The organism is Paramesorhizobium salinisoli (assembly GCF_003335045.1).
GTDB classification, from domain to species: domain Bacteria; phylum Pseudomonadota; class Alphaproteobacteria; order Rhizobiales; family Rhizobiaceae; genus Paramesorhizobium; species Paramesorhizobium salinisoli.
Genome location: NZ_QOZG01000004.1, coordinates 193,011 through 214,512 on the forward strand (window position 1 = coordinate 193,011; position 21,502 = coordinate 214,512).

General features: G+C 59.2%; 24 protein-coding genes and 1 tRNA gene. 10 read left to right on the top strand and 15 right to left on the bottom strand.

All coding sequences use genetic code 11. From position 1 onward, the window contains the following. Window positions 1-11: 11 nt before the first annotated feature. The gene (gene rpoH / locus DUT91_RS10590; protein ID WP_114440369.1) at window positions 12-917 is read right to left on the bottom strand and encodes an RNA polymerase sigma factor RpoH; all 906 of its coding nucleotides are present in this window, start codon (window positions 915-917) and stop codon (window positions 12-14) included. Window positions 918-1,164: 247 nt separating this feature from the next. Next, window positions 1,165-2,172 (bottom strand): RluA family pseudouridine synthase, encoded by a 1,008-nt coding sequence (locus DUT91_RS10595; RefSeq protein ID WP_114440370.1) that lies wholly within the window; start codon window positions 2,170-2,172, stop codon window positions 1,165-1,167. Between the two features lie 106 nt (window positions 2,173-2,278). On the opposite strand from DUT91_RS10595, the gene DUT91_RS10600 reads away from it, so the two are divergent. The 3 genes from DUT91_RS10600 to DUT91_RS10610 all read left to right on the top strand — a co-directional run bounded on the left by DUT91_RS10600 (window position 2,279) and on the right by DUT91_RS10610 (window position 3,470). Continuing rightward, on the top strand, window positions 2,279-2,743 hold the full coding sequence (locus DUT91_RS10600) for a hypothetical protein (protein WP_114440371.1): 465 nt from the start codon (window positions 2,279-2,281) through the stop codon (window positions 2,741-2,743). 111 nt (window positions 2,744-2,854) lie between these two features. Continuing rightward, window positions 2,855-2,930 (top strand) — tRNA-Glu (locus tag DUT91_RS10605). Between the two features lie 111 nt (window positions 2,931-3,041). Beyond that, window positions 3,042-3,470, top strand: coding sequence for a Fur family transcriptional regulator (locus tag DUT91_RS10610; RefSeq protein ID WP_114440372.1), 429 nt, complete (start codon window positions 3,042-3,044; stop codon window positions 3,468-3,470). Window positions 3,471-3,587: 117 nt separating this feature from the next. On the opposite strand, the gene iolB is transcribed toward DUT91_RS10610, so the two are convergent. Genes iolB through DUT91_RS10635 form a run of 5 tightly spaced genes read right to left on the bottom strand, consistent with a single transcriptional unit; the run spans window position 3,588 to window position 9,383 of the window. Then, complete coding sequence (iolB, locus tag DUT91_RS10615; protein ID WP_114440373.1) at window positions 3,588-4,403, bottom strand: 5-deoxy-glucuronate isomerase; 816 nt, start codon at window positions 4,401-4,403, stop codon at window positions 3,588-3,590. Window positions 4,404-4,407: 4 nt separating this feature from the next. Then, window positions 4,408-4,617 carry a DUF3329 domain-containing protein gene (locus DUT91_RS10620; protein ID WP_114440374.1) on the bottom strand — a complete coding sequence of 70 codons (210 nt, stop codon included), beginning with the start codon at window positions 4,615-4,617 and terminating at the stop codon, window positions 4,408-4,410. Window positions 4,618-4,631: 14 nt separating this feature from the next. Continuing rightward, a complete protein-coding gene (gene iolE / locus DUT91_RS10625; RefSeq protein WP_114440375.1) occupies window positions 4,632-5,513 on the bottom strand; it encodes a myo-inosose-2 dehydratase in 882 nt (293 codons plus the stop codon). 44 nt (window positions 5,514-5,557) lie between these two features. Beyond that, window positions 5,558-7,408 carry a 3D-(3,5/4)-trihydroxycyclohexane-1,2-dione acylhydrolase (decyclizing) gene (iolD, locus tag DUT91_RS10630; protein ID WP_114440376.1) on the bottom strand — a complete coding sequence of 617 codons (1,851 nt, stop codon included), beginning with the start codon at window positions 7,406-7,408 and terminating at the stop codon, window positions 5,558-5,560. Between the two features lie 49 nt (window positions 7,409-7,457). Further along, window positions 7,458-9,383 (bottom strand): bifunctional 5-dehydro-2-deoxygluconokinase/5-dehydro-2-deoxyphosphogluconate aldolase, encoded by a 1,926-nt coding sequence (locus DUT91_RS10635; protein ID WP_114440377.1) that lies wholly within the window; start codon window positions 9,381-9,383, stop codon window positions 7,458-7,460. Window positions 9,384-9,547: 164 nt separating this feature from the next. Between DUT91_RS10635 and iolG the strand changes: the two genes are divergently transcribed. Further along, window positions 9,548-10,537, top strand: a complete 990-nt coding sequence (gene iolG, locus DUT91_RS10640; protein ID WP_114440378.1) for an inositol 2-dehydrogenase — start codon at window positions 9,548-9,550, stop codon at window positions 10,535-10,537. A 45-nt stretch (window positions 10,538-10,582) separates the two neighbouring features. Here the strand turns inward: iolG and DUT91_RS10645 are convergent, their stop codons facing one another. Further along, on the bottom strand, window positions 10,583-11,428 hold the full coding sequence (locus DUT91_RS10645) for a MurR/RpiR family transcriptional regulator (RefSeq protein WP_114440680.1): 846 nt from the start codon (window positions 11,426-11,428) through the stop codon (window positions 10,583-10,585). 197 nt (window positions 11,429-11,625) lie between these two features. Here DUT91_RS10645 and DUT91_RS10650 point away from each other — a divergent pair, with 197 nt between their 5' ends. Next, complete coding sequence (locus DUT91_RS10650; protein ID WP_114440379.1) at window positions 11,626-12,744, top strand: Gfo/Idh/MocA family protein; 1,119 nt, start codon at window positions 11,626-11,628, stop codon at window positions 12,742-12,744. Here DUT91_RS10650 and DUT91_RS10655 read toward each other — a convergent pair. The 4 genes from DUT91_RS10655 to DUT91_RS10670 all read right to left on the bottom strand — a co-directional run bounded on the left by DUT91_RS10655 (window position 12,714) and on the right by DUT91_RS10670 (window position 15,727). Continuing rightward, window positions 12,714-13,103: a hypothetical protein gene (locus DUT91_RS10655; RefSeq protein WP_114440380.1), complete on the bottom strand. Its 390-nt coding sequence runs from the start codon at window positions 13,101-13,103 to the stop codon at window positions 12,714-12,716. The two genes, DUT91_RS10650 and DUT91_RS10655, sit on opposite strands and share 31 nt — an antisense overlap. Window positions 13,104-13,466: 363 nt before the next feature. Further along, window positions 13,467-14,474, bottom strand: a complete 1,008-nt coding sequence (locus DUT91_RS10660; RefSeq protein WP_114440381.1) for a sensor histidine kinase — start codon at window positions 14,472-14,474, stop codon at window positions 13,467-13,469. A 168-nt stretch (window positions 14,475-14,642) separates the two neighbouring features. Next, entirely contained in the window at window positions 14,643-14,807 is a 165-nt protein-coding gene (locus DUT91_RS10665; RefSeq protein ID WP_105741613.1) for a DUF1328 domain-containing protein, read from the bottom strand. A 125-nt stretch (window positions 14,808-14,932) separates the two neighbouring features. Further along, window positions 14,933-15,727: a response regulator gene (locus DUT91_RS10670; RefSeq protein WP_114440382.1), complete on the bottom strand. Its 795-nt coding sequence runs from the start codon at window positions 15,725-15,727 to the stop codon at window positions 14,933-14,935. A gap of 169 nt (window positions 15,728-15,896) precedes the next feature. On the opposite strand from DUT91_RS10670, the gene DUT91_RS10675 reads away from it, so the two are divergent. After that, window positions 15,897-16,115: a NepR family anti-sigma factor gene (locus DUT91_RS10675; protein WP_114440383.1), complete on the top strand. Its 219-nt coding sequence runs from the start codon at window positions 15,897-15,899 to the stop codon at window positions 16,113-16,115. A gap of 24 nt (window positions 16,116-16,139) precedes the next feature. Further along, the gene (locus tag DUT91_RS10680; protein WP_114440384.1) at window positions 16,140-16,706 is read left to right on the top strand and encodes an RNA polymerase sigma factor; all 567 of its coding nucleotides are present in this window, start codon (window positions 16,140-16,142) and stop codon (window positions 16,704-16,706) included. 8 nt (window positions 16,707-16,714) lie between these two features. On the opposite strand, the gene DUT91_RS10685 is transcribed toward DUT91_RS10680, so the two are convergent. Continuing rightward, a complete protein-coding gene (locus tag DUT91_RS10685; RefSeq protein WP_147272173.1) occupies window positions 16,715-17,101 on the bottom strand; it encodes a response regulator in 387 nt (128 codons plus the stop codon). Window positions 17,102-17,319: 218 nt separating this feature from the next. On the opposite strand from DUT91_RS10685, the gene DUT91_RS10690 reads away from it, so the two are divergent. The 3 genes from DUT91_RS10690 to DUT91_RS10700 all read left to right on the top strand — a co-directional run bounded on the left by DUT91_RS10690 (window position 17,320) and on the right by DUT91_RS10700 (window position 20,655). After that, window positions 17,320-18,081, top strand: a complete 762-nt coding sequence (locus DUT91_RS10690) for a Crp/Fnr family transcriptional regulator (RefSeq protein ID WP_114440386.1) — start codon at window positions 17,320-17,322, stop codon at window positions 18,079-18,081. 200 nt (window positions 18,082-18,281) lie between these two features. Further along, window positions 18,282-19,640, top strand: coding sequence for a sensor histidine kinase (locus DUT91_RS10695; RefSeq protein WP_245419674.1), 1,359 nt, complete (start codon window positions 18,282-18,284; stop codon window positions 19,638-19,640). 94 nt (window positions 19,641-19,734) lie between these two features. Next, window positions 19,735-20,655, top strand: a complete 921-nt coding sequence (locus DUT91_RS10700; protein ID WP_114440388.1) for a diacylglycerol/lipid kinase family protein — start codon at window positions 19,735-19,737, stop codon at window positions 20,653-20,655. A 10-nt stretch (window positions 20,656-20,665) separates the two neighbouring features. Here the strand turns inward: DUT91_RS10700 and DUT91_RS10705 are convergent, their stop codons facing one another. Continuing rightward, window positions 20,666-21,139, bottom strand: coding sequence for a phage holin family protein (locus tag DUT91_RS10705; RefSeq protein ID WP_114440389.1), 474 nt, complete (start codon window positions 21,137-21,139; stop codon window positions 20,666-20,668). 1 nt (window position 21,140) lies between these two features. After that, window positions 21,141-21,473, bottom strand: coding sequence for an ElaB/YgaM/YqjD family protein (locus tag DUT91_RS10710; protein ID WP_114440390.1), 333 nt, complete (start codon window positions 21,471-21,473; stop codon window positions 21,141-21,143). Window positions 21,474-21,502: the final 29 nt, after the last annotated feature.

Consider the following 21,502-nt stretch of genomic DNA (forward strand, 5'->3'; position numbering starts at 1 on the left):
TTTCGAGCGGATCAATGAGCGGCGCCGGTGTGTACCAATGCCTTTTGCTGGCTGATCGCGGCCGCCTTCACTGAATCCTGCACCTTTTCGAAAGCGCGGACTTCGATCTGGCGCACCCGCTCGCGGCTGATGCCGAACTCGGTCGACAGATCCTCGAGCGTCACCGGATCATCGGAAAGGCGTCGCGCCTCGAAGATGCGGCGTTCGCGATCGTTGAGCGAAGCCATGGCGCCGGTCAGCATTGAACGGCGGTTTTCCAGTTCGTCCTGCTCGATGAGGATCTGCTCCTGGCTGGAGCTGTTGTCGACGAGCCAGTCCTGCCATTCGCCGGATTCGCCCTCGGTCGCGCGGATTGGCGCGTTGAGCGAAGCGTCGCCGGAGAGGCGGCGGTTCATCGAGATCACCTCTTCCTCGCTGACGTTCAGCCGGGTGGCGATTTCGCTGACCTGTTCGGGGTTGAGATCGCCGTCATCGAGCGCCTGGATCTTGCTCTTCACCTTGCGCAGGTTGAAGAACAGGCGCTTCTGATTGGCGGTCGTGCCCATTTTGACCAGGCTCCACGAACGCAGGATATATTCCTGAATGGAAGCCTTGATCCACCACATGGCGTAGGTGGCGAGGCGGAAGCCGCGCTCCGGCTCGAAGCGCTTGACCGCCTGCATCAGGCCGACATTGCCCTCGGAGATGACTTCGCCGATCGGCAAGCCATAGCCGCGATAGCCCATGGCGATCTTCGCAACAAGACGAAGATGGCTGGTTACGAGCTTGTGCGCCGCCTGTGGGTCGGCATGTTCGAGATATCGCTTGGCCAGCATGTATTCTTCCTGCGGCTCAAGCATGGGAAAACGACGGATTTCCTCGAGATAGCGGGTAAGACCGCCGTCACCGGAAACAAGACTTGGAAGACTCTGGGCCATATAGCACCCTCCTCTTGGATATCGGGCCCCCAACGCGGCAGACCCGTTGCGCCCGATTGCCCTTCGCACCTCGGGCGTAAGATGACCTATATAATCATCATTTGGGCGAAAACACGATCCTTTAAGGTGCGAAACAATCTGTCACATCAATGTGAACGATAAAGCGGTGCGAAAAGTTTCACTTTTTTCGAAAGAAAAAGACTTAAATCCGTACGGCTTTTCCCGGATGCAAACCGTTCGACATGCATTATTTGCCTGCATAAGTCCGAAATGCTGCAAGAAGTTCCGTCATGTCATGGGGCAGGGGAGCCTCGAACCGCATCACCTCATTGTGGGCAGGATGAGCAAAGCTGAGTAGCCTTGCGTGCAGCGCCTGTCGTGGAAACGCCGTCACCGCCTGCTTCAGCGGTTCGGCCAGCTTGTTGGCCTTGGTCTTGAAGGCGCTGCCATATTCCATATCCCCAACCAGCGGATGGCCGATATGGGCCATGTGGACGCGGATCTGGTGGGTCCTGCCGGTTTCCAGGCGGCATTCGATCAGCGAGGCGACGGCGGTCGCATCCTCCTTGGCGCCAAATCGCTCGATCACGGAATAATGCGTCACCGCATGGCGCGCATCGTCGCGGCTGTCGTTGACCACCGCCTGCTTGGTACGGTCGCGGTGCGAGCGGCCGAGCGTGGCGTCCACCGTTCCGTTGGCACGGTCGGTGGTGCCCCAGACCAGCGCCAGATAGGCGCGCTCCAGGTCGCCCGTGCGGCCGTGATCGGCGAATTGCTCACTGAGGTGGCGATGGGCGCGGTCGTTCTTGGCGACGACCATAACGCCGCTCGTCTCCTTGTCGAGACGGTGGACGATACCGGGTCGCTTGACGCCGCCAATGCCCGAGAGCGTGTCGCCGCAATGATGGATCAGCGCGTTGACCAGCGTGCCGGTCCAATTGCCATTTCCCGGATGCACCACCAACCCCGCAGGCTTGTTGATGACGACGACGTCATTATCCTCATAGAGAATGTCGAGCGCGATATCTTCGCCCTCGGGCTCCGCGGGTTCTGGTTCCGGCATTTCGAGCAGGATCGACGCGCCCTCGCGCAGCTTGTGCTTGGGTTCGTGCACCGGTTTGCCGTCGATGCTGACCTGGCCTGCGGTAATCAGCGCCTGGATGCGGTTGCGCGACAAATCCGGGGCAAGCTGCGCCGCCAGCCACTGGTCGAGGCGCTTTCCCGCGGCGTCTGCGTCGGCAATTAGCTCTTTCAATCGTCTCTTCCCTTCGTTATCACGCCTACCGTATTACATGGCGCCTGATCTTATCCAAAAAGTCTGGAACTTTTCGGGATCATGCGTGAACCGGAGACACCATTCGATGCAGGACCGATACCACCATCAGGGATATCCTGATCACCAGGCCTATCCCGGCGCCAATCCGGAGGAACCTCCGCTGGATCCCGCCATGGAACGGGTGCGCCGCAAGATGATGAGGCTTCTGGCGGTTTCGATCGGTGTCATGCTTATCGGTCTTATGGCTGTGCTGGCGGCGGTTGTCTATAAGGTCACCCGTCCAGACGATGCGCAAACCACGCTGCCGCGACCGGAAATCCCGGGGCAAGCGGCTGGCAACCCGGATATTCCGCCTGCCATCATCGAATCGGAGATTCCGCTCACCCCCGGCACACGCCTCCTGTCGCAAAGCCTTTCCGGCGATCATGTTTCGCTCGAGACGCTTCTGCCGGATGGCGGAACGGAAATCGTGATCTACGACTTCCGCAAGTCCCGCATCATTGCCCGGATGCGCGTGGGAAGCCCTGGAGATGGGAGCAATCCCGAATGAGAGGGGTTTTCAGGCCGAACGAGGTTTTTTGCAGCAGCGCATTATTTTCCCGAATAATCCCCGAATAATCATTGCGCTTTCACCAGCGCTTGATTATATCGGCGCTGCTACGCGCCCATCGTCTAGCGGTCCAGGACGCTGCCCTCTCACGGCGGAAACAGGGGTTCGATTCCCCTTGGGCGTACCAGCATCTCCCCTTTTGGTCGAATAGGTCAGGTTTGCGGATATCGATGTCTGAGCATTGCCCGCTCAACCGCAAATTTTGCAAATGCTTGTCAACTGACGCATAATCGGCTCTATGACAACGATGAATCACAAGCCTGATTATGAGAAGGAATTGCGCGACGCAGGCATTCGGATCACCCGGCCGCGGCGCGTCATTCTCGACATTTTGACCGAGACGGAAGATCATCCCGACGCGATGGAGATTTTCCGCCGCGCCGTTTCCATCGACAGTAGCATCTCGCTGTCGACCGTCTATCGCACGATGAAGCTTTTGGAGGAGCGCGGCGCCATTCATCGCCATGCCTTTAACGGCGGGCCCTCCCGTTTCGAGCAGGCGAGCGGCGCCCATCATGATCATTTGATCGATATCGAGACCGGTGACGTCATCGAGTTCCGTTCCGATCGCATCGAGAAGCTGCAGGAAGAAATCGCCCGATCACTCGGCTACGATATCGTGCATCACCGGCTGGAGCTTTACGGACGCAAGCGCGAGGCGAAATAGGCTCGCGGAATTTCCGGGTGCAGCGGTGTTGCTGACGTTACGGAATGGATCATCGGCTTGATCCGATGATCCATTCCGGAGCCTTCCCGCTTCGATCTGCGCTGGGAATTGTTGCAATCAGCTCTTCAGGAGCCACTCGTGCTCCGGCGCGTTGTGGAATTTCCATGTCCGCTTCGGGCCGGCCATGACGTTGAGATAATAGAGATCATAGCCATGAATGGCGCCGCAGGGGTGATATCCCTCGGGCACCATTGTCGCGTCGCCATCCTCGACCGCCATCACCTCGTCAAGCCTGCGCTTGCCCGTTTTATCGGCATCGGTATAGACGCGCTGAAAGGCGAAGCCCTGGGGCGGGTTGAGACGGTGATAATAGGTCTCCTCAAGCGAGGATTCGCGCGGCAGATCGTCCTTGTCGTGCTTGTGCGGCGGATAGCTAGATGTATGGCCGCCGGGGGTGATGACCTCGACCACCAGAAGCGAATCGGCTGCCGGGTCGGTCTCCGGCAGAATATTGACGACATGGCGCACATTGGTACCCTTGCCGCGCGTTTCCTGACCCAGCGTTTGCGGCGCGATGACCCGGAGGGGATGGCTGTGTGGCTTTCCCGGCGCGGTGCAGACGGCAAGTTCCAGATCAGTGGACGCCTCGACCGTCCATGATGCGCCGGCAGGAACATAGACCGACCAGGGCTTGCCTTCGAAAGGAGACATGCGTTCGCCCAGCACACCAAGATCCTTTCCGTCCGCGACGACCTTGCCTCTGCCGGTGACGAAAACGAGGCACGTTTCGCGGCCGCTTTCGCTGCCGCTGGCGATGCCTCCTGATGCCAGGCGGTGCAGCGCGAAACCGACATAGGTCCAGCCAGCCGATTGCGGCGTGATGTCGATGGTGCGGCCCGTGTCCGCTGCCGGCTTGACGTGCAGTTTCGACATCGCACTATTCTCCTGTTTTGTCGGGGCCTTTATTGCTCGGCTCGTAATTCATGAGATAGGACCAAGCGCCATAGGCGGCCATCCCCGCGGTAAGCGTGCCCCAGAATGCTTCGCCGTTCGTCCATTCATAGAGGCTCCAGGCGGCGCAAAAGCCGACGAGCGCGATGCGGCGCCAGAGCGGATCGAGAAAGCTATGGGAATTGTTCTGGTTCAAGATCGCCTCTTATTTCATGATAGGCCCGCTTCCCTGATGAAGCCGGCCAGATTTTTGCGGCCAAGTCTAGCATAGGTTGCCGGGTCTGCCTTTTCCGGGTCCTGCTCAGCCTCGACCACGACCCAGCCGGAATAGCCGGGCAGTTCCTTCAGCACACGTACATAATCGATGAGGCCGTCGCCGGGAACCGTATAAACGCCGGCCAGAACCGAATCGAGGAACGACCAGTCGTCCTTCTGCGACTGCCACATCACTTCCTCGCGGATATCCTTGCAATGGACGTGACTGATGCGGTCGCGATAATGGCGGGCAATGCGTGCCGGATTGCCGCCGCCCCAGGTGGCGTGGCCGGTGTCAAGCAGCAGGTGGAATGCCTCGCCGGTCACTTCCATGAGGCGATCGATCTCGGCTTCGCTCTGTACAACCGTTCCCATGTGATGATGATAGACGAGCTGCAGGCCTTCTTCGCGCAAGAGCTCCGCGAATTGCGTGTAGCGCGCGCCGAATTCCTTCCAGGCGCTCTTTTCCAGAACCGGACGAGCCGAGAGTGGCACAGTCTTGTCGGAGTGGATGGCGTTGGAGGTTTCCGCCGCGATGAAAACCTTGCAGCCCATCGCCTTCAGGAGGTCGATATGGGCGCGGGCGTTCTTCATCTCGTCCGCGACACCGCGCAGCAGAAGCTCCGTCGAATACCAGCCGCCGACAAGGGCAAGGCCGTGGGCGTCGAGGATCGGTTTCAGCTTTACGGCCTCGCGGGGAAATTTGTTGCCGAGCTCCATGCCCTCGAAGCCGGCGGCCTTTGCTTCCGTCAGGCACTGCTCAAGGGGGATGTCGCCGCCGATTTCCAGCATGTCGTCATTCGACCAGCCGATCGGATTGGCGCCGATGCGGATCATATGTTTTCTCCGTGATTGTGAATTCGTTTTTCAGTTGCCGCCGCTCAATTGCCGATGCGCTGGAGTCGGCGGGCCTCCTCATATTGCTTGCGCGCCGCTTCTACCTCCTTGCGGCTGCTCACCTCGGGCACAGCCACATCCCACCAATTGCCGCCAGCCTCGGTGGTCACAAGCGGATCGGTGTCGATGACGATGACGGTGGTGCGGGTTGCGCCTTTTGAGCGTTCGAGCGCGGTTTCCAGTTCGGCGATGGACGAGACCTTGACCGCCTCGGCGCCGAGACTTTCCGCGTGCGCCCGGAAATCGATGTCGGGCAGCGTCTCGTGATGGGTGTCACGCAGGAGATTGTTGAAGTTCGCGCCGCCGGTCGCCATCTGCAGCCGGTTGATGCAGCCATAGCCCCTGTTGTCGAGGACGACGATGGTGAGCTTGGCGCCGAGCATGACCGAGGAGGCAATCTCGGAATTGAGCATGAGATAGGAGCCGTCGCCGACCATGACGACCACCTCCTTGTCTGGTTTGGCCAGTTTGACACCAAGTCCGCCAGCAATTTCATAACCCATGCAGGAGAAGCCGTATTCGAGGTGGTAGGAGCCCGGCGCGCCCTGACGCCAGAGCTTGTGCAGTTCACCGGGCAGGCCGCCGGCGGCACAGACGACCGTCGCCTCGGCGGTGAGCTGCCGCTGCACCGCGCCGATCACCTGAGCGTCGGAAGGAAGCGCTGCGTTCGTGGGCGCAGTCGCCTTGTCGGCAGCCTCGTTCCAGGCGACGAGCGCGGTCTTCGCCTTGTCCTGCCATGAGGCGGGGGCGGTGTAGGATCCTAGTTTCTGCGAGAGTTCGCCAAGTCCGGTGAGGGCGTCGCCAACAAGCGGCAGGGCCCGGTGCTTGCCGGCGTCGAATGGCTGGACATTCAGCCCGACGATGGTCTTTCCCTCGTTGCGGAAGAGGCTCCATGAGCCCGTGGTGAAGTCCTGCAGGCGCGAGCCGACAGCAAGGATGACATCGGCTTCCACCGCCAACTCGTTGGCGGCGGAGGTGCCGGTCACGCCGATGGAGCCTAGATTGAGCGGATGGTCGGCGGGAAGCGAGGATTTGCCGGCCTGGGTTTCGGCGACCGGTATGCCGTGCTTTTCGGCAAACTGCTTCAGCGCTGGCGAGGCTTCGGAATAAAGCACGCCGCCGCCGGCGATGATCACAGGCTTTTTCGCCTTGGCGAGCGCCGCCGTCGCGATTTCAAGCTCGTCTAGCGCCGGGCGTATACGGCGGGGCGCCCAGATGCGCGCGGCGAAGAAGTCCTCGGGATAGTCGAAAGCCTCCGCCTGAACATCCTGGCAGAGGGAAAGTGTGACCGGGCCGCAATCGGCTGGATCGGTCAGTACCTGCATGGTGCGGGCAAGCGCCGGGATGAGCTGTTCGGGTCGGGTAATACGGTCGAAATAGCGCGAGACGGGGCGGAAGCAATCATTGGCAGAGGCGGTGCCGTCGCCGAAATTCTCGACCTGCTGGAGAACCGGATCGGGAATCCGGCTGGCGAAGACATCGCCGGGAAGCAGCAGGAGCGGCAGTCGGTTGACATGCGCGACGCCCGCTGCCGTCACCATGTTGAGCGCGCCGGGGCCGATGGACGAGGTGCAGGCCATGAAGCGGCGGCGGAACGTCGCCTTGGCGAAAGCAGTGGCGGCAAACGCCATGCCCTGCTCATTATGGGCGCGATAGGTCGGCAGTTCGTCACGTACCTGATATAGCGCCTCGCCCATCCCCGCGACATTGCCATGGCCGAAGATCGCCCAGACCCCGGCGAAGATCGGAACGGTCTCACCGTCGATGACGGTCATCTGGCGCGTCAGGAAGCGGGCGAGCGCCTGCGCCATGGTCAGTCTTGTCGTTTTGCTCATTTCATTCCTCCCGGCGCAACGCTCCTGCTGCGCATAATTCTATACGAATTCAGGCTGCCTTGCGTCCTCTGGCGTTGAGCCAGGCGCCGGTCAGTTTTTCGAAACGCGCGGCCATGTCGGCAATGGCCTCGTCATCGGTGATCCTGCCGGCGAGCCATTTTTCCGCGGCGTCGGCGAAGAGCGTGCGGCCGACGGCAAAGCCCTTGACGGCGTCGATCCCTGCGGTTGCGGCGAAGGCCGCCTCCAACTCGTCGTGCGGCGCTTCGAGGCCGAGCAATACTACGCCGCAGCACCATGGATCGCGCGTGGCGATGACTTCCTGGATATTGCGCCATGCCTCGTTTGAAGCCTGCGGCTCGAGCTTCCACCAGTCGGGCCGGATGCCGAGGTCGTAAAGCTCGGTCAGGGCGCGGGCGATGGTCTGCGCGTCGAGGGTTCCATGCTTGCCGGCGATGATCTCGATCAGCAGTTCGCGGCCGACCTTGCGTGCCGCATCGTAGAGCGCACGCAGCTTTTCGGACTGTTCCTTCTTCAGTTCCGCCGGATCGTCCGGGTGATAGAAGCACAGGCATTTGATGGTGTGCGTCACCGGCCATTCCACCAGTTGCGAACCGATATCCTGGCCGAACTCGAAGCGAAGCGGGCGCGAGCCGGGGCGCTCGACGGGGCGGCCCAACCAGTCGAAACCATGCCTTGCCGCCTCAAAAAACGCATCACGGCCGAATTTCTCGTCGATCAGCATGCCATAGCCCGCACGACCATCGGCCACGCGTGCCGCCGCCTTCACCGCCAACACCTTGAAGGCGGAAATACGCACGGGATCGGCGCCGGCCCGTTTGGCGATGTCTTCAAGCTGGCTGCGGTGGTCGATGGCGAAAGCCATCAGCGACGGGATGTCGCCGCGCCGCGTCGTCGACCAGTGGACATGGTTGATATCCTCGTCCTTGCGCAGCGCGTGGTGCGGGCTGCCATGCCTGAGGAAATATTGCAGTTCCTCGAAGGTCGGGATTTCGGGCGAGCAGAGCAGGCGGGAAACGGCAAAGGCGCCGCAGGCATTGGCCCATGTCGCTGCGGTTTCGAGGCTTTCGCCACCGAGCCAACCGCGCAGGAAGCCGGACATGAAGCTGTCACCTGCGCCGAGCACATTATAGACCTCGATAGGAAAGCCGTCGCCGACGATGCCGTCTTCGAGATTGTCGCTGATCGGGCCTTCATAAACGATGCAGCCCATCGGACCGCGCTTGAGGACTATGGTGGCTGATGAAAGCGCCCGGATGACTTTAAGCGCGGCGAGGAGATCGTTTTCGCCCGAGGCGATGAGCACTTCCTCCTCGGTGCCGACGATCAGGTCGCAATCGGCAAGCACGGTCTTGAGCTGGCTGGAAACTTCCGCAGAGGCGACGTAGCGGTTGTCGCCCTCGGCATGGCCGGCCAGCCCCCACAGGTTCGGACGGTAATCGATATCGAAGACGATCTTGCCGCCATTGGCCTTGGCGATTTTGATCGCCTTGCGTTGGGCAGCTTCGGTGTTGGGCTTGGAAAAATGGGTGCCGGTGACGACTATTGCTTTTGCCGAAGCAATGAAATCCTCATCGATATCGTCGGGATTGAGCGCCATGTCGGCGCAGTTTTCTCGATAGAAGAGCAGGGGAAAGGATTTATCGTTCTCGACGGAGAGGATGGCAAGCGCTGTCAGGCGCTTGGGATCGACCGCGATACCCTTGTCGCAAACGCCTTCGCGCAGCAATTGCTCGCGCAGGAAATTGCCGAACTGCTCCTTGCCGACGCGGGTGAGCAGCGCTGATTTCAGCCCGAGCCGTGCCGTGCCGATGGCGATATTCGCCGGACAGCCGCCGACGGATTTGGCGAAAGATGATACGTCCTCCAGCCGCGAGCCGATCTGCTGGCCGTAAAGATCCACGGAGGCGCGCCCGATGGTGATGACATCGAGCTTCTTTTCCGGTTGGCGTGGCATCTTTTTTCTCCCGCTTTTTTTCCCGTCCGCAAAAGTGATGGACGATTGGCGCAAACGCCATTATGAATTTCGAAAATGAAACATAAATTCTGTTTAATAGTCAATTCAGAATATATGTTCCGTTTCTGGGTCGAGGTGCTTTTCAGCGTGTTCTGGAGGAAATGATGGTTCGTTTCGGTTTGTTGGGGGCTGGCCGCATCGGCCAGATCCATGGGAGAAACATTGCCGCGTCGAAACGCGCGGTCCTGGTCGCGATTGCCGATCCGATGCCGGGCGCGGCCGAATCGCTGGCCGAGGCGACGGGCGCATCGGTGCGCACCCTCGACGAGATTCTGGCGGCCGGGGATATCGACGCGGTGCTGATCGCCACTCCGACCGACACCCATGCTGATTTCATCGACCGGGCGGCAAAAGCGGGCAAGGCTGTGCTGTGCGAAAAGCCGGTGGACCTTTCTTCGGCACGCATTGAGGAGACGCTGAAGGCGGTGGAAAAAGCCGGCGTGCCGCTGATGATCGGCTTCAACCGCCGGTTCGATCCGAATTTTGCAGCATTGCAGGCCCGTGTGGCCGAAGGGGCGGTCGGGACGGTCGAGCTCATCACCATCCTATCGCGCGATCCCGCGCCGCCGCCGGTTTCCTACATCAAGCATTCGGGTGGACTGTTCCGCGACATGATGATCCATGATTTCGATATGGCGCGCTTCCTTCTCGGCGAGGAGGTGGTAGAGGTCCATTCGGTTGGATCATCGCTGGTCGATCCGGCGATTGGCGAGGCCGGCGATGTCGATACCGCCGCGGTGCTGCTCAAGACCGCCTCCGGCAAGATCTGCCAGATCTCCAATTCGCGCCGCGCGACCTATGGCTATGACCAGCGTATCGAGGTGCATGGTTCGGAAGGCATGATTTCGGCGGGCAATGTACATGAAACGACCGTTCGGCTTGCGGGCAAGAACGGCGTCACTGCCGATCCGGTGCAGAACTTCTTCCTTGAGCGCTACGCGGCAGCTTATGCCCGAGAGATCGAGGCCTTCATCGACGCGATCGCTGAGGGAAGGCAGCCTCGTCCGAACGGCCGCGATGGTCTCGAGGCGCAGCGCCTTGCCGATGCCGCGACGACGGCGCACCAGACGGGAAAGTCGGTGAAGCTCGGCTGATGTTCTGACTGTTCGATGATGAGAAGGCGCTGGTCCAGCGCCTTCTCACTTCTTTATCCGCGTGCGTTCCTCGCCGACGGCGATAGCGAGCGCCAGGGCGAAGGCGATGCTCGCCGAAAGCGAGCGGAAGCCGGCGAAATCGGCTTCGGCGATTTCGAACCAGTGCTGCGAAAGCGGCACGAGGGGGCTGAACGCGCTGTCTGTGATCGAAACCACCGGTACGCCTGCCTGCGAAAGCACGCGCGCATGTTCCATGCTGGGCGCCGCATAGGGCGAGAAGGATATGGCAATTGCCGCGTCACGCGGGGTGGCGAAGGCCATCTGCTCGCTTTCGATGCCGAAGGGAGAGGAAACGAGCTGGTTTTTCACCTTGAGCTTGCCAAGCGTATAGGCGAGGTAGGAAGCGATCGGGAATGAGCGGCGCTGCGCCACCAGAAAGATAGTCTCCGCTGCCGCAAGCGCCTTAACCGCCTTTTCGAAGGCTTGGCTGCCAATGGCGGAGGAAACGCTCTCGACGGAATATTGCGCGGCGGCAATGACGCCGCCGAGAATCGCCACACTGGAATCGCGATTGGCGTCGTTGCGCAGGGCTTCCAGCCGCTCATCATATGTGGAGGGGCGCTCGCGCAGCCGCTCCCGGAACACCGCCTGCAGATCGGAAAACCCGGCATAGCCGATGCTCTGGGCAAAGCGCACCAGCGTGGAGGGCTGTACATGGGCGCGCGCGGCGATACTCGCCGCCGTGCCGAAGGCCATCTCATCAGCGTTGTCGAGAGCGAAGGCGGCGACTTGCGAGAGGCGTTTGGGAAAGAGATCGCGCCGTTCCAGAATGCGTTCGCGCAGGCTATGGAAGTTCTTTGGCGCGTCGCCGGTGTTGACGCCGTTGTTCATGTTCATCCTGTCTTCCCGTCTCTTTCGACAGTTCTTGCATTTTGGCCCTTACGCTGCCAGCCGCTTCCCTCGAAATCCCCGATCTATCGGGGCCGGCATGCAGGTGCTTGACGGACTATGACGGAGGTGGAATAAAAATTCCAATTATTATTATGATGGGTCAACCGTTCCGGATTGGCTCGCATGGGAGGGAAAACATGAGGAAGATCGGCGTCGGTCTGATCGGCACGGGCTATATGGGCAAATGCCATGCCCTAGCCTGGAATGCGGTCAAGCCGGTCTTCGGCGATACACCCGATATCGCGCTGGTGCATCTCGGCGAGGCGAACGAGGAACTGGCGCGGGAGAAGGCGGCGGAGTTCGGCTTCGTCAAATCGTCGGGCGACTGGAGAAAAGTCGTCGAGGATCCGGAGGTCGATGTTGTCTCTGTGACGACGCCGAACAAATTCCACGCCGAGATGGCCATCGCGACGCTGCGGGCGGGGAAGCATCTATGGTGCGAAAAGCCGATGGCGCCGAATCTCGGGGATGCAGAGGCGATGCTGGAAGCGGCGCGGCAGTCCGGCAAGGTGGCGGTTCTCGGCTATAACTACATCCAGAACCCGACGATCCGCCATATCGGGCGGTTGCTGCGCGAGAATGCCATTGGCAGGGTAAATCATGTTCGCGTCGAGATGGACGAGGATTTCATGGCGGATCCCGACGCGCCCTTTTCGCATCGGCACGAGGCCGTTTCCGGCTATGGCGCGCTTGATGATTTCGGCGTTCACCCGCTTTCGCTGATCACGGTGCTGCTTGGTCGGGTGACGAGCGTGATGTGCGACATGGCGAAGCCGCAGGAGCGGCGGAGAACCGCTGATGGCGCGGAGCGTGAGGTCGAGGTCCATGACGTGGCCAATGCCCTGATCAGGCTTGAAAACGGCGCTTCCGGCACGCTGCATTTCAACCGGGCGGCATGGGGGCGCAAGGGACGGATCGCGCTGCAGATATTCGGGTCGAAGGGCTCGATCCTGTTCGACCAGGAGAGGTTCAACGAGTTCCAGCTCTATCTCGCCAGCGACCGAGCGACGGAGCAGGGGTTTCGCACGATTCTCACGGGTCCGCAGCATGAACCCTATGGGCGGTTCATACCGGCGCCGGGGCATGGGCTGGGTTTCAACGATCTCAAAATTATCGAATGTCGGGAATTGATCCGCCGCATTTCAGGCGACGGCGAAGTGAATATCATCGATTTCGAAGCGGGATTTCGGATCGAACGAACGGTTCACGCCATGGCGCGGTCGTTTCACGAGGGGCGCTGGATCGAGATTCCGTGAGAGCGAAACGCATAATTCCTGAGTTTCTGGCGCGGTTTTCCCCTCGTTTCTGGTGATTTCGTGCCCATTATTGTTGGCTCTTCGGTCTCATGTTCCTCGCGAATGGTGACTTTCAGCTCGTTATTCGCATCGATTTCCCAAAGGATGGCCGCATCGCGTTCCATGATTTCTGGATCAACCTCGACGCATTTGCCAAACACTTTCGGGCTTTCGCCAGCGAGATTCCGGAGAGCCGGTCTCAATTCCGTCTCGCATGTCGCGACCGTTTCATAGGATATCGTCGGCGTGGGCCGCTCTTTGCACACGGCCAAATCGTCCGAGCATGTAATCAAGAGCATAATGGCAGCCAGCTGTTCCATGGCCTGTCTCCTTTGACGGAATCAACGGAGAAAACTCGGAAATAGTTCCGTTGGCCGTCCAGGCTCCTCCCCTATAGCTAAGCACAATCGCGTGTATAAGATGCTGCCGGCAGACCACAAAATTTAAGCAAGTTCAGTTTTTTCGGAACCTTTCGCCCCAAACCGCGTTCCCTCGACATCGGCATCAGGTAGACCCCGCCCCCTCAGAAAGCCTAGTGCCGAGATCGCGAGCTTTCCCCTGATGCTTGCGGTCACCGCGCATTGCAAAAGGATGCACAGGTCCTGATTTCAGACAGTGCGCGCAATCAAATGATCGTCATGGGCCCAAGCCCGTGGCGATCTTTTTTTGCCGAAAAGAAGAGTTCAGAGATCGAATTGGGAACGTGGAACATCCAGCGAATAGGTGACGCCGTCATCTTCGATATTGTAGGTCGAGGTGCCATTGACCGATATGGGCACGATGCGTTCCAGGACGGCGCTGCCGAAACGGGCGTTGAGATCGGATTCCCTCAATGAGCCGGGAACCTTCTCGTCCCATTTTATCAAGAGCGACATTCTCTCGGTCCCGATATTTTCAAGCTTGCCGGAAATGGCGACGGTGCCCTGGCCGCTCGACAGCGCGCCATAGGATGTGGAGTTGACGATCAACTCATGGATGGCGAGGCCGATATGGAGGGCGGCGCCGGGGAAGATATAGGGATCGTCGCCCGAAAGGGTGAAGCGTGGATCCGAGACGTCGATATATTTCTGCATCTGCGAGCGGACGAGTTCACGAAACTGGGCGCCACGCCAGTTAGAATCCGTGACCAGATCCTGGGAATAGGACAATGACTGCACGCGACCGCGGAACTTGAAAAGAAAATCGTCGACCGTTCCCGTGAAGCGAGCGGTCTGCATGGCGATGCTCTGGATGATGGCGAGCAGGTTTTTGGAGCGGTGACTGACCTCGCGCAAAAGGGTCTTGAGGACCTGTTCGCGGCGTTTCAACTCTGTCACGTCAACCGCCGTCGTCACCACGCCGATAACAGTATCGGCACCGTCGCGATCGCAATCGATCGAAAGCTCGAACCAGCGCAACTGATCGCCGTGAGATACGGCGATTTCCACGCTTTGCGGCTCACCCGTCTCCAATACCAGAAGTTTGGCGGCGTCGAGCCTCGCCGCCGTGGATTCCTGCATGAGCTCACGGTCATGTGCACCCACATGCCAAATATCGACCCAAATATCCGGCAGGTTTTCCGCCCAGAGATAGGCAAGGTCCGAGGTCTGGTACAGTACGCAGACATTGCTATTACGCAACGCCCGCAAGAGTGCACGCAATTTGCTGGCTTCTCTGCGGGCAGGCTTTTGGGTGGGCATAGGGCTGTTCATGTCGTGATTGGCAAGCGGTGAACTGCGGTGCCGGTACCGCCTTTGAAAAATCCGGAGGGGACAAAAACAAGGCGGCCCGTCTTCATACGGGCCACTTCTCTTTGTCCAACCGTCTGCCAAATCCGGTGCCAAATGGTGTTCTGGCGTCTCCGGCAGTCCGGCGAAGCGTCATGCTCGACGAATGAAACTCGCAACCAGCGATATGACCAGCAGGGCGAGAAAAACGAAGAACAGAATCTGAGCGATACCAGCAGAAGCGCCGGCAATCCCGCCGAAACCAAGTGCGCCAGCCACCAGCGCCACAACCAGGAAAACAAGTGCATAATAGAGCATTTCCAATCTCCTCTCGTCCGTTTCAGCCAAAACGCCCAGCGGGGAGGATAGGTTCCCTTTTATCCGTGTTCTTCTTTCTTGCGTGATACTCCCCGGGACCGTGACAATCCCGGGGAGAAACTGGTTTATGCCGCTACTTTCGAACTCTCGTCAAAAAACAGGGCCTGGCTGATCAGTGCCTTTACCATTTCGGGATTGAACGGCTTGGTGACCAGGAATGTCGGCTCAGGGCGTTCTCCGGTGAGAAGTCTTTCCGGAAAAGCGGTAATGAAGATTACTGGAATGGTATTCTTCTGGAGGATGTCGTTGACCGCATCGATGCCGGAGCTTCCGTCAGCCAGCTGGATGTCGGCGAGCACCATGCGGGGTTTGGTGGATTTATAGAGATCCAGCGCCTCATGTCGGGTGCGGGCTACACCCACGACCTCATGGCCGAGGCTCTCAACCATCTGCTCGATATCCATGGCGATCAGAGGTTCGTCCTCGATGATCATGATCCTCGTGGCGACCTGCCGTGAAATCTCGACCGAGGCTTTTGCCAGCAGAGAGGACAGTTCCTCTTCACCTATGCCCAGCACCTCGGCAGCCTCCTGCTCAGTAAAACCTTCCACCGAAACGAGAAGGAAAGCCTGCCTCGCCCTCGGAGCGACCATCGACAGGTTGGCTGCGGCATGCGTCTCCCAGGCAAATTCGGAGGTTGGTTCGGGAACACGGATCGTTGTTGACTCGAACATGGTGGAGAAAAGTCGATAAAGCCCTATCCTGTCGGTTGAAGTTTGCGGAAAAATGGAAACATCCGCGATAAGCGCTTCCAACGTTGCCGCTACATAGGCATCGCCGGATGTCTGCGAGCCGGTGACGGCACGAGAAAAACGGCGCAGATAAGGAAGATGCGGCGCGATACGCGTCGATAATGACATGTCTTTGAGCTCCCTTAGACCCGTAAAGTTACGGTACAGCCGTTGCGAAACGCAAGATCGAAAAAAAAGTTCCACCCACGTCGGAACTTTTTCAACGCCCATGCATTATGCTCCCCAATACGGCATTAAAGTGCGGCGCATTTGGAAGTGAAAATGGCTGGGACAAATTATGACTGAAAAATCCAATCTTCGTCCGAGGGCGGGGCATGGGGGGGCAGGTGATGCCCGCTCCTCACGCCGGGACGAGCTGGGCCCCAATACCGAGATCGGCTCGAAGCTGAGGGCTCTTTATACCTCGATTCAGGAAGAAACCATTCCTGACAGGTTCCTCGATCTACTCGAAAAGCTGGATCAGGCAGAGCAAAGCTCCACCGATGGGGCCGCTTAATGACGGAACTATGGGAGCGGCACTATGGGAAGTAACCCCTTGAGCGATGGTGGGGCTGAGTTCAAAAGAGACCTGCTGGCGTCTCTTCCCAGCCTGCGCGCCTTTGCCGTTTCGTTGATCGGGCAACAGGACAAGGCTGATGATCTCGTGCAGGACACGATCATGAAGGCCTGGGCCAAGCAGGAGTCCTTCGAGATGGGGACCAATATAAAGGCCTGGCTCTTTACCATTCTCAGGAACGAGTTCTACAGCCAGATGCGCAAGCGCGGCCGAGAGGTCCAGGACAGCGAAGGGACATTTACGAGCCAACTTGCGGTTCATCCCTCACAATATGGCGCTCTCGATCTGCAGGATTTCCGCAAGGCACTCGACCAGCTTCCCGCCGACCAGCGCGAAGCGATCATCCTGATCGGCGCCTCCGGCTTTGCCTATGAGGAGGCGGCGGAAATATGCGGCTGTGCGGTGGGTACGATCAAAAGCCGGGTCAGCCGCGCGCGGACGCGTCTCCAGGAACTTCTGGGTGTCAGCGGCGAAGCCGATTATGGCCCGGACGCCATTTCCGCACCCGCAACGTCACGGTCGTTCGCCTGAGCGACTTTTCAAGCGCCGATGGCCGGATGTTTCGAAACCGCGGTGGCTATCGCCTCGACGAGAGCAGTGCTTTCGAAGGGCTTCAAGACAACGGGCGATATCGGAAATCCAGTCACTCCTCGTCTGTAATGGTTATAGGCGGTGGCGAACACAACCGGCAGTCCGACGAGTTGGAGCTGGGCTGCGGCAGCGAGCGTCGAGACGCCCTTTACGCGGACTTCCATGATCGCGGCGGCGTAGGGCGGTTTGGCTCGGATATATGCTCCCAGCTCGTCGAGACTATGGACGAGGTCGATCACCGCCGCGCCGGCTTCTTCTGCAATTCTCTGTATTTCAAGAGCGATAAGGAGTTCTTCTTCCAGGACCAGCAGTCTGGCATCGTTCAATCTCGTCACCGCGGGTCCTCCGGGCGGATCGGCTCAAAACCCTGTAAGGTTTCCGGAAGTCACGATGCGCTGCTTCAATCACAGCATCCCTCGAGGATGCTCGGCGTTAATGACCATCCTTATTGGCAACGAGAGTCGTTCTGTCATTTAACTTTGACATAGCAGCACGGCAGCGGACAGGAACGGTTTGCGCAACCCCGGCGTTGATCTCAGTTCCGTGACGGCTGATGGAGGCATCTGGATTGACCGAGATTTCTACGACGCGACGTATTGAATGCGAAAAATGCCCATTGCACGGCATTCCTCATTTTCGGGACCTCGAAGATACTGAACGCGCCTTTATTTCTACATTCAAAATTGGGGAAATGACGGTTCGTTCCGGCGCTACCATTTTGATGGAGGGAAGCGCCAGCCCTCATCTTTATACCGTTCTTTCGGGGTGGGGATTTCGTTACAAGATGCTCGACGATGGACGGCGGCAAATCCTCAATTTTGTGTTTGCGGGGGATCTCATTGGTTTGCAGGGATCGCTGATGGAGGAGATGCAGCATTCCATCGAGGCTCTTTCTACATTCACCCTTTGCGTTTTTCAGAAGGATGGTCTTCCCAAGCTGTTCGGCAATCTTCCGCGATTGGCCTTTGATGTCACCTGGCTTGCAGCGCGCGAGGAGATCATGCTTGACGAGCACCTCCTGAGCGTAGGACAGCGTAGCGCTCTCGAGAGGGCGGCCTATCTCATTGCGTTTCTTTACCAGCGCGCCAAGGCCGTTCGTATGTTGAACGGGCAAAATGTTATCCCGGTGACGCAACAGCATATTGCGGATAGCCTGGGGCTTTCGCTCGTCCACACCAACAAGACCCTGAAGAAACTTGCCGACCGCAAGGCGCTGAGCTGGGGGGAGGGAGGTTGCAGCGTCCTGGATGAGGCCGTGCTGCTCGACATATCGGGCTGGGAGGGTTTGCCGGCATTGAAACGGGTCTATATCTGAATGTCCTGCTGTCTATGTTTGTCCGTTCATGTTTTGATGGAATCGGAAAACCGCAGCACACGTTTTCTGAACCTGCGCCAAGAACATTGAATTTCGTTTTTCATCCGGGAAAGCGTATGGTTTGATGGCAAGTCCCCCTCCAGCTCTACGATCCGATGAACGATACTTCGCAATCATTACCTGCATCTTTTCAATCGAGCATGACATACAGGCGGCAGCTTGCGGTGGTCATCTCGCTCGCCCTTGTCCTGTTGACGGCCTCATCGACCGTGTTTTTGTCGCGTGGTGTCGACAGGCAACTGGCCGATGTCTCCAATACCTACGAATTGCTTCAGGAGTCGGACCACACGCTCCTGCTTGTCACCAATATGGAGACCAGTCAGCGCGGTTATCTCCTGACTTTGCAAAGTTCCTATCTCGATCTCTACCGCGCCGCATCGCTGTCGATCGACGAATCCCTGAAACGACTGGCTGAAATGACGCGGGGCAATCCTTCACAGGAGACACGCGTCAGGGAGATCGAAACGCTTACCGCGCGAAAGCAGGCCGAGGTGAAGCAGACCATTGGACTGGCGATAGATGGCAAACAAGTAAAAGCGCTGGAGGAGATCCGCAGCGACCAAGGCAAGGTCCTGATGGATCGGTTGCGCGAGACTGTCCGCGATTTCAGGGACGAGGAAGACCGGCGGCTCATCAAACGCAATGAAACAATAAACCGGACCCGGAACTGGCTGACAATTGCGGCGCTGGCGGCTCTCGCCAGCGCCGTCATGCTGGCGTGCCTGTTATTCAACCGGGTGCAGCGTTATGTGAGACAGCTCAGTGAAGGGCAGTCGGCGCTGTTGTCGGAAAACGTACTTTTGGAACAGCGGGTGAGAGAACGGACCGCGGAGCTGGAAAATGCGCGCGCACTTGCGGAGCGCGAGAGAGAGCGTGTCGAGGTGCTGCTACAGGACAGCAACCACCGCATCGGCAATTCGCTGGCGACGGTCTCCTCGCTCCTGGGGCTGCAACTGCGTCAGGCGACCAATGAGGACGCGCGAAGGGTGCTGATCGCCGCGCGCGATCGCGTACAGACGATCTCAACGGCGCATCGCCGCCTGCGGCTCGGCGAGGACATGGAAACGGTGCGCGCAGATGAATTCCTGAAGGCGGTCATTGACGATATGAGGGTTTCCCTGGTGCCGGGCGACAGGATCAACTTCGAGACCGGGTTTGCGCCGCTCAGCCTGAATGCGCGTGACGTCACCACCATCGGCATCATCCTGGGTGAACTCGTCACCAATGCGATCAAGCATGCCTTTCCGGACAATCGCGGAGGGACAGTGTCCGTCACCTTCGATCGGGGGGAAGACGGAATCATGGCTTTGACGGTCGCCGATGACGGCATTGGCCAGGGGAATCGAAAGAACCCGCGAAATTCGAAACACCAGGGTCTCGGTATGCTGGTGATCGAGCAGCTTTGCGTGCAATTCGGCGATGCGCCGCATTATGACTCCGGCGGGGATACAGGCACCAGGGCGGTGGTCCGCTTTCCCTCTCTCGACGTTCGGGATTGAGACAAGAAGCGTCAGGAACGTTCTGCCACGCCTGTGCGTTTCCACAGGAGCGAATGGACTGGCGGGGTGCCTTCCGTCCCCGGGGGTGTTCCGTATGAAAATCATTGCTGTGTTGAATCGCGAAGGCGGAACGTTCCGTCCCATGGACATCGAAGAGTTCTGTACTCAGGCGCGGGATGTTTTCAAGCGCCATGGCCATGAGATCGATTGCCGGTCGACTTCGGCGAAGGAGATCGTCGCGGCGCTTGAACAGGCGGTGACGGAAGGCGACTGCGACGTGCTGATGGCCGGCGGCGGCGATGGCACGGTATCGGCCGCAGCCGATATTGCCTGGAAAAGCGACACCACCCTGGCTGTGCTGCCGGCCGGCACCATGAACCTCTTCGCCCGGTCGTTGAAAGTTCCGCTGGTACTCAGCGACGCTCTTGAAGCATTGGCTTCAGGGGAAATCCGCAATGTCGATATCGCCACAGCCAATGGCCGGCCCTTCGTGCACCAATACGCGATAGGATTTCATCCTCGCATGGTGAGGGTCAGGAAAAATTTCCGATACGGCTCGCGCCTGGGGAAAATCCTGGCGAGCGCGCGGGCGATCCGGACGGTGATCAAGGATCCGCCATCCTTTCCCGTAGAACTGACAATCGGCGGAAAAGCGATGCTGCGCAATGTCTCGGCCGTCGCCATCTCCAACAATCCCTATGGAGATGCGCCGCTGCCCTACGCGCCGGATCTGGAGACAGGATATCTCGGCGTCTATATCACCGCGCCGCTTGCCTCCCAGGGCTATATGCGGCTGATGGCCGATATCATGCTTGGCCGGTGGCGCAGCAACAGGGACATCGAGGAATTCACGGCCAAGGAAGTTGGGCTCAGGTTTCCCCGATTGCGGAAGAAGGCGAACGCCGTCATTGATGGCGAACTCGTGCCACTCAAGGACGACATCGTCGAGATCGTCATCCATCCAGGTTCGCTCAAGGTACTGGTTCCGAAAAGCGAGCTGCCGGAGGCAGCATGACGACGGACGGTCAGCTTTCAGACGAGTCGTCGCGATCGTCGCGACGGCGTTTACCTCTCGGGCTTCCCGTGTCGGACATAAGGGCATAAGCGGCAAGCCCTATGATCGGGAGAGCCGCTGCAACGAGTGGCCGCTTGATCAATACGGGAAGCGCGGCAAGAACGCCTGCCGTGAGAAGCGCCGATCCATCGAAATTCGGGCGCTCGCGCACGCGCCGCTTGTGGGAGGCATCGGAGATTTTCATGGCAACCAGGGCCATGATCGCTACCACAAAACAGCCGGCGGCAACCATCAACGCGGCGTAGATATCGCCGTAGTGCCGCGCCAGCGCCAGATAGATCGTCACCAACAGGAAGATCATCCCCGCTAGTGCGAACAGGCAGGTGGCCAACATAAACCCAGCCCGGCGTTTGGTCCGACGGACGGCATGGCCGACTTCGCCGGTCACGGCGCCGGTCAGGAACGGGAGAAGAAGGCGCAGCATGTCAGCGGCGGGTCATCAAAGCGAGCAGGAAACCGACGCCTGCCGCCACTGCGATCGTGGTCAGTGGCTTCTCGCGCGCCGTTTCCGTCAACTGGTCGCGAAGCTCGGTTACGGTATCCTCCCCGGAGCGGCGTGCACTCTGGTAGGTTTCCGATGCACCTCGTTTTGCTTCGCGTACCTTCTCCGATCCCAGATTGGCCATTGCCGAGGCAAGACCGGCGATATCCTCCTTCAGGCGCGCGATCTGGGCCTGAAGGTCACCTGTCGTCTCGTCCTTGGGGATTTCATTGCTAATGTCCTCAGGCTGGCGGATTGTGGTCGATGCACGGGCCATGTTGTTTCTCCTTGGAAGTGGTAGGCAAT

Bases quoted from the DNA above. Each gene is read 5' to 3' on its own strand.
- DUT91_RS10650 (WP_114440379.1), top strand. From the start codon at position 11,626: ATGAGGAAGATCGGCGTCGGTCTGATCGGCACGGGCTATATGGGCAAA.
- DUT91_RS10705 (WP_114440389.1), bottom strand. From the start codon at position 21,139: ATGCTGCGCCTTCTTCTCCCGTTCCTGACCGGCGCCGTGACCGGCGAA.
- DUT91_RS10690 (WP_114440386.1), top strand. From the start codon at position 17,320: ATGGAGGCATCTGGATTGACCGAGATTTCTACGACGCGACGTATTGAA.
- DUT91_RS10700 (WP_114440388.1), top strand. From the start codon at position 19,735: ATGAAAATCATTGCTGTGTTGAATCGCGAAGGCGGAACGTTCCGTCCC.
- DUT91_RS10665 (WP_105741613.1), bottom strand. From the start codon at position 14,807: ATGCTCTATTATGCACTTGTTTTCCTGGTTGTGGCGCTGGTGGCTGGC.
- DUT91_RS10680 (WP_114440384.1), top strand. From the start codon at position 16,140: ATGGGAAGTAACCCCTTGAGCGATGGTGGGGCTGAGTTCAAAAGAGAC.
- DUT91_RS10660 (WP_114440381.1), bottom strand. From the start codon at position 14,474: ATGAACAGCCCTATGCCCACCCAAAAGCCTGCCCGCAGAGAAGCCAGC.
- iolE (WP_114440375.1), bottom strand. From the start codon at position 5,513: ATGATCCGCATCGGCGCCAATCCGATCGGCTGGTCGAATGACGACATG.
- DUT91_RS10670 (WP_114440382.1), bottom strand. From the start codon at position 15,727: ATGTCATTATCGACGCGTATCGCGCCGCATCTTCCTTATCTGCGCCGT.
- DUT91_RS10675 (WP_114440383.1), top strand. From the start codon at position 15,897: ATGACTGAAAAATCCAATCTTCGTCCGAGGGCGGGGCATGGGGGGGCA.
- iolB (WP_114440373.1), bottom strand. From the start codon at position 4,403: ATGTCGAAACTGCACGTCAAGCCGGCAGCGGACACGGGCCGCACCATC.
- DUT91_RS10645 (WP_114440680.1), bottom strand. From the start codon at position 11,428: ATGAACAACGGCGTCAACACCGGCGACGCGCCAAAGAACTTCCATAGC.
- DUT91_RS10600 (WP_114440371.1), top strand. From the start codon at position 2,279: ATGCAGGACCGATACCACCATCAGGGATATCCTGATCACCAGGCCTAT.
- DUT91_RS10610 (WP_114440372.1), top strand. From the start codon at position 3,042: ATGACAACGATGAATCACAAGCCTGATTATGAGAAGGAATTGCGCGAC.
- DUT91_RS10710 (WP_114440390.1), bottom strand. From the start codon at position 21,473: ATGGCCCGTGCATCGACCACAATCCGCCAGCCTGAGGACATTAGCAAT.
- iolG (WP_114440378.1), top strand. From the start codon at position 9,548: ATGGTTCGTTTCGGTTTGTTGGGGGCTGGCCGCATCGGCCAGATCCAT.
- iolD (WP_114440376.1), bottom strand. From the start codon at position 7,408: ATGAGCAAAACGACAAGACTGACCATGGCGCAGGCGCTCGCCCGCTTC.
- DUT91_RS10655 (WP_114440380.1), bottom strand. From the start codon at position 13,103: ATGGAACAGCTGGCTGCCATTATGCTCTTGATTACATGCTCGGACGAT.
- DUT91_RS10695 (WP_245419674.1), top strand. From the start codon at position 18,282: ATGACATACAGGCGGCAGCTTGCGGTGGTCATCTCGCTCGCCCTTGTC.
- DUT91_RS10635 (WP_114440377.1), bottom strand. From the start codon at position 9,383: ATGCCACGCCAACCGGAAAAGAAGCTCGATGTCATCACCATCGGGCGC.
- rpoH (WP_114440369.1), bottom strand. From the start codon at position 917: ATGGCCCAGAGTCTTCCAAGTCTTGTTTCCGGTGACGGCGGTCTTACC.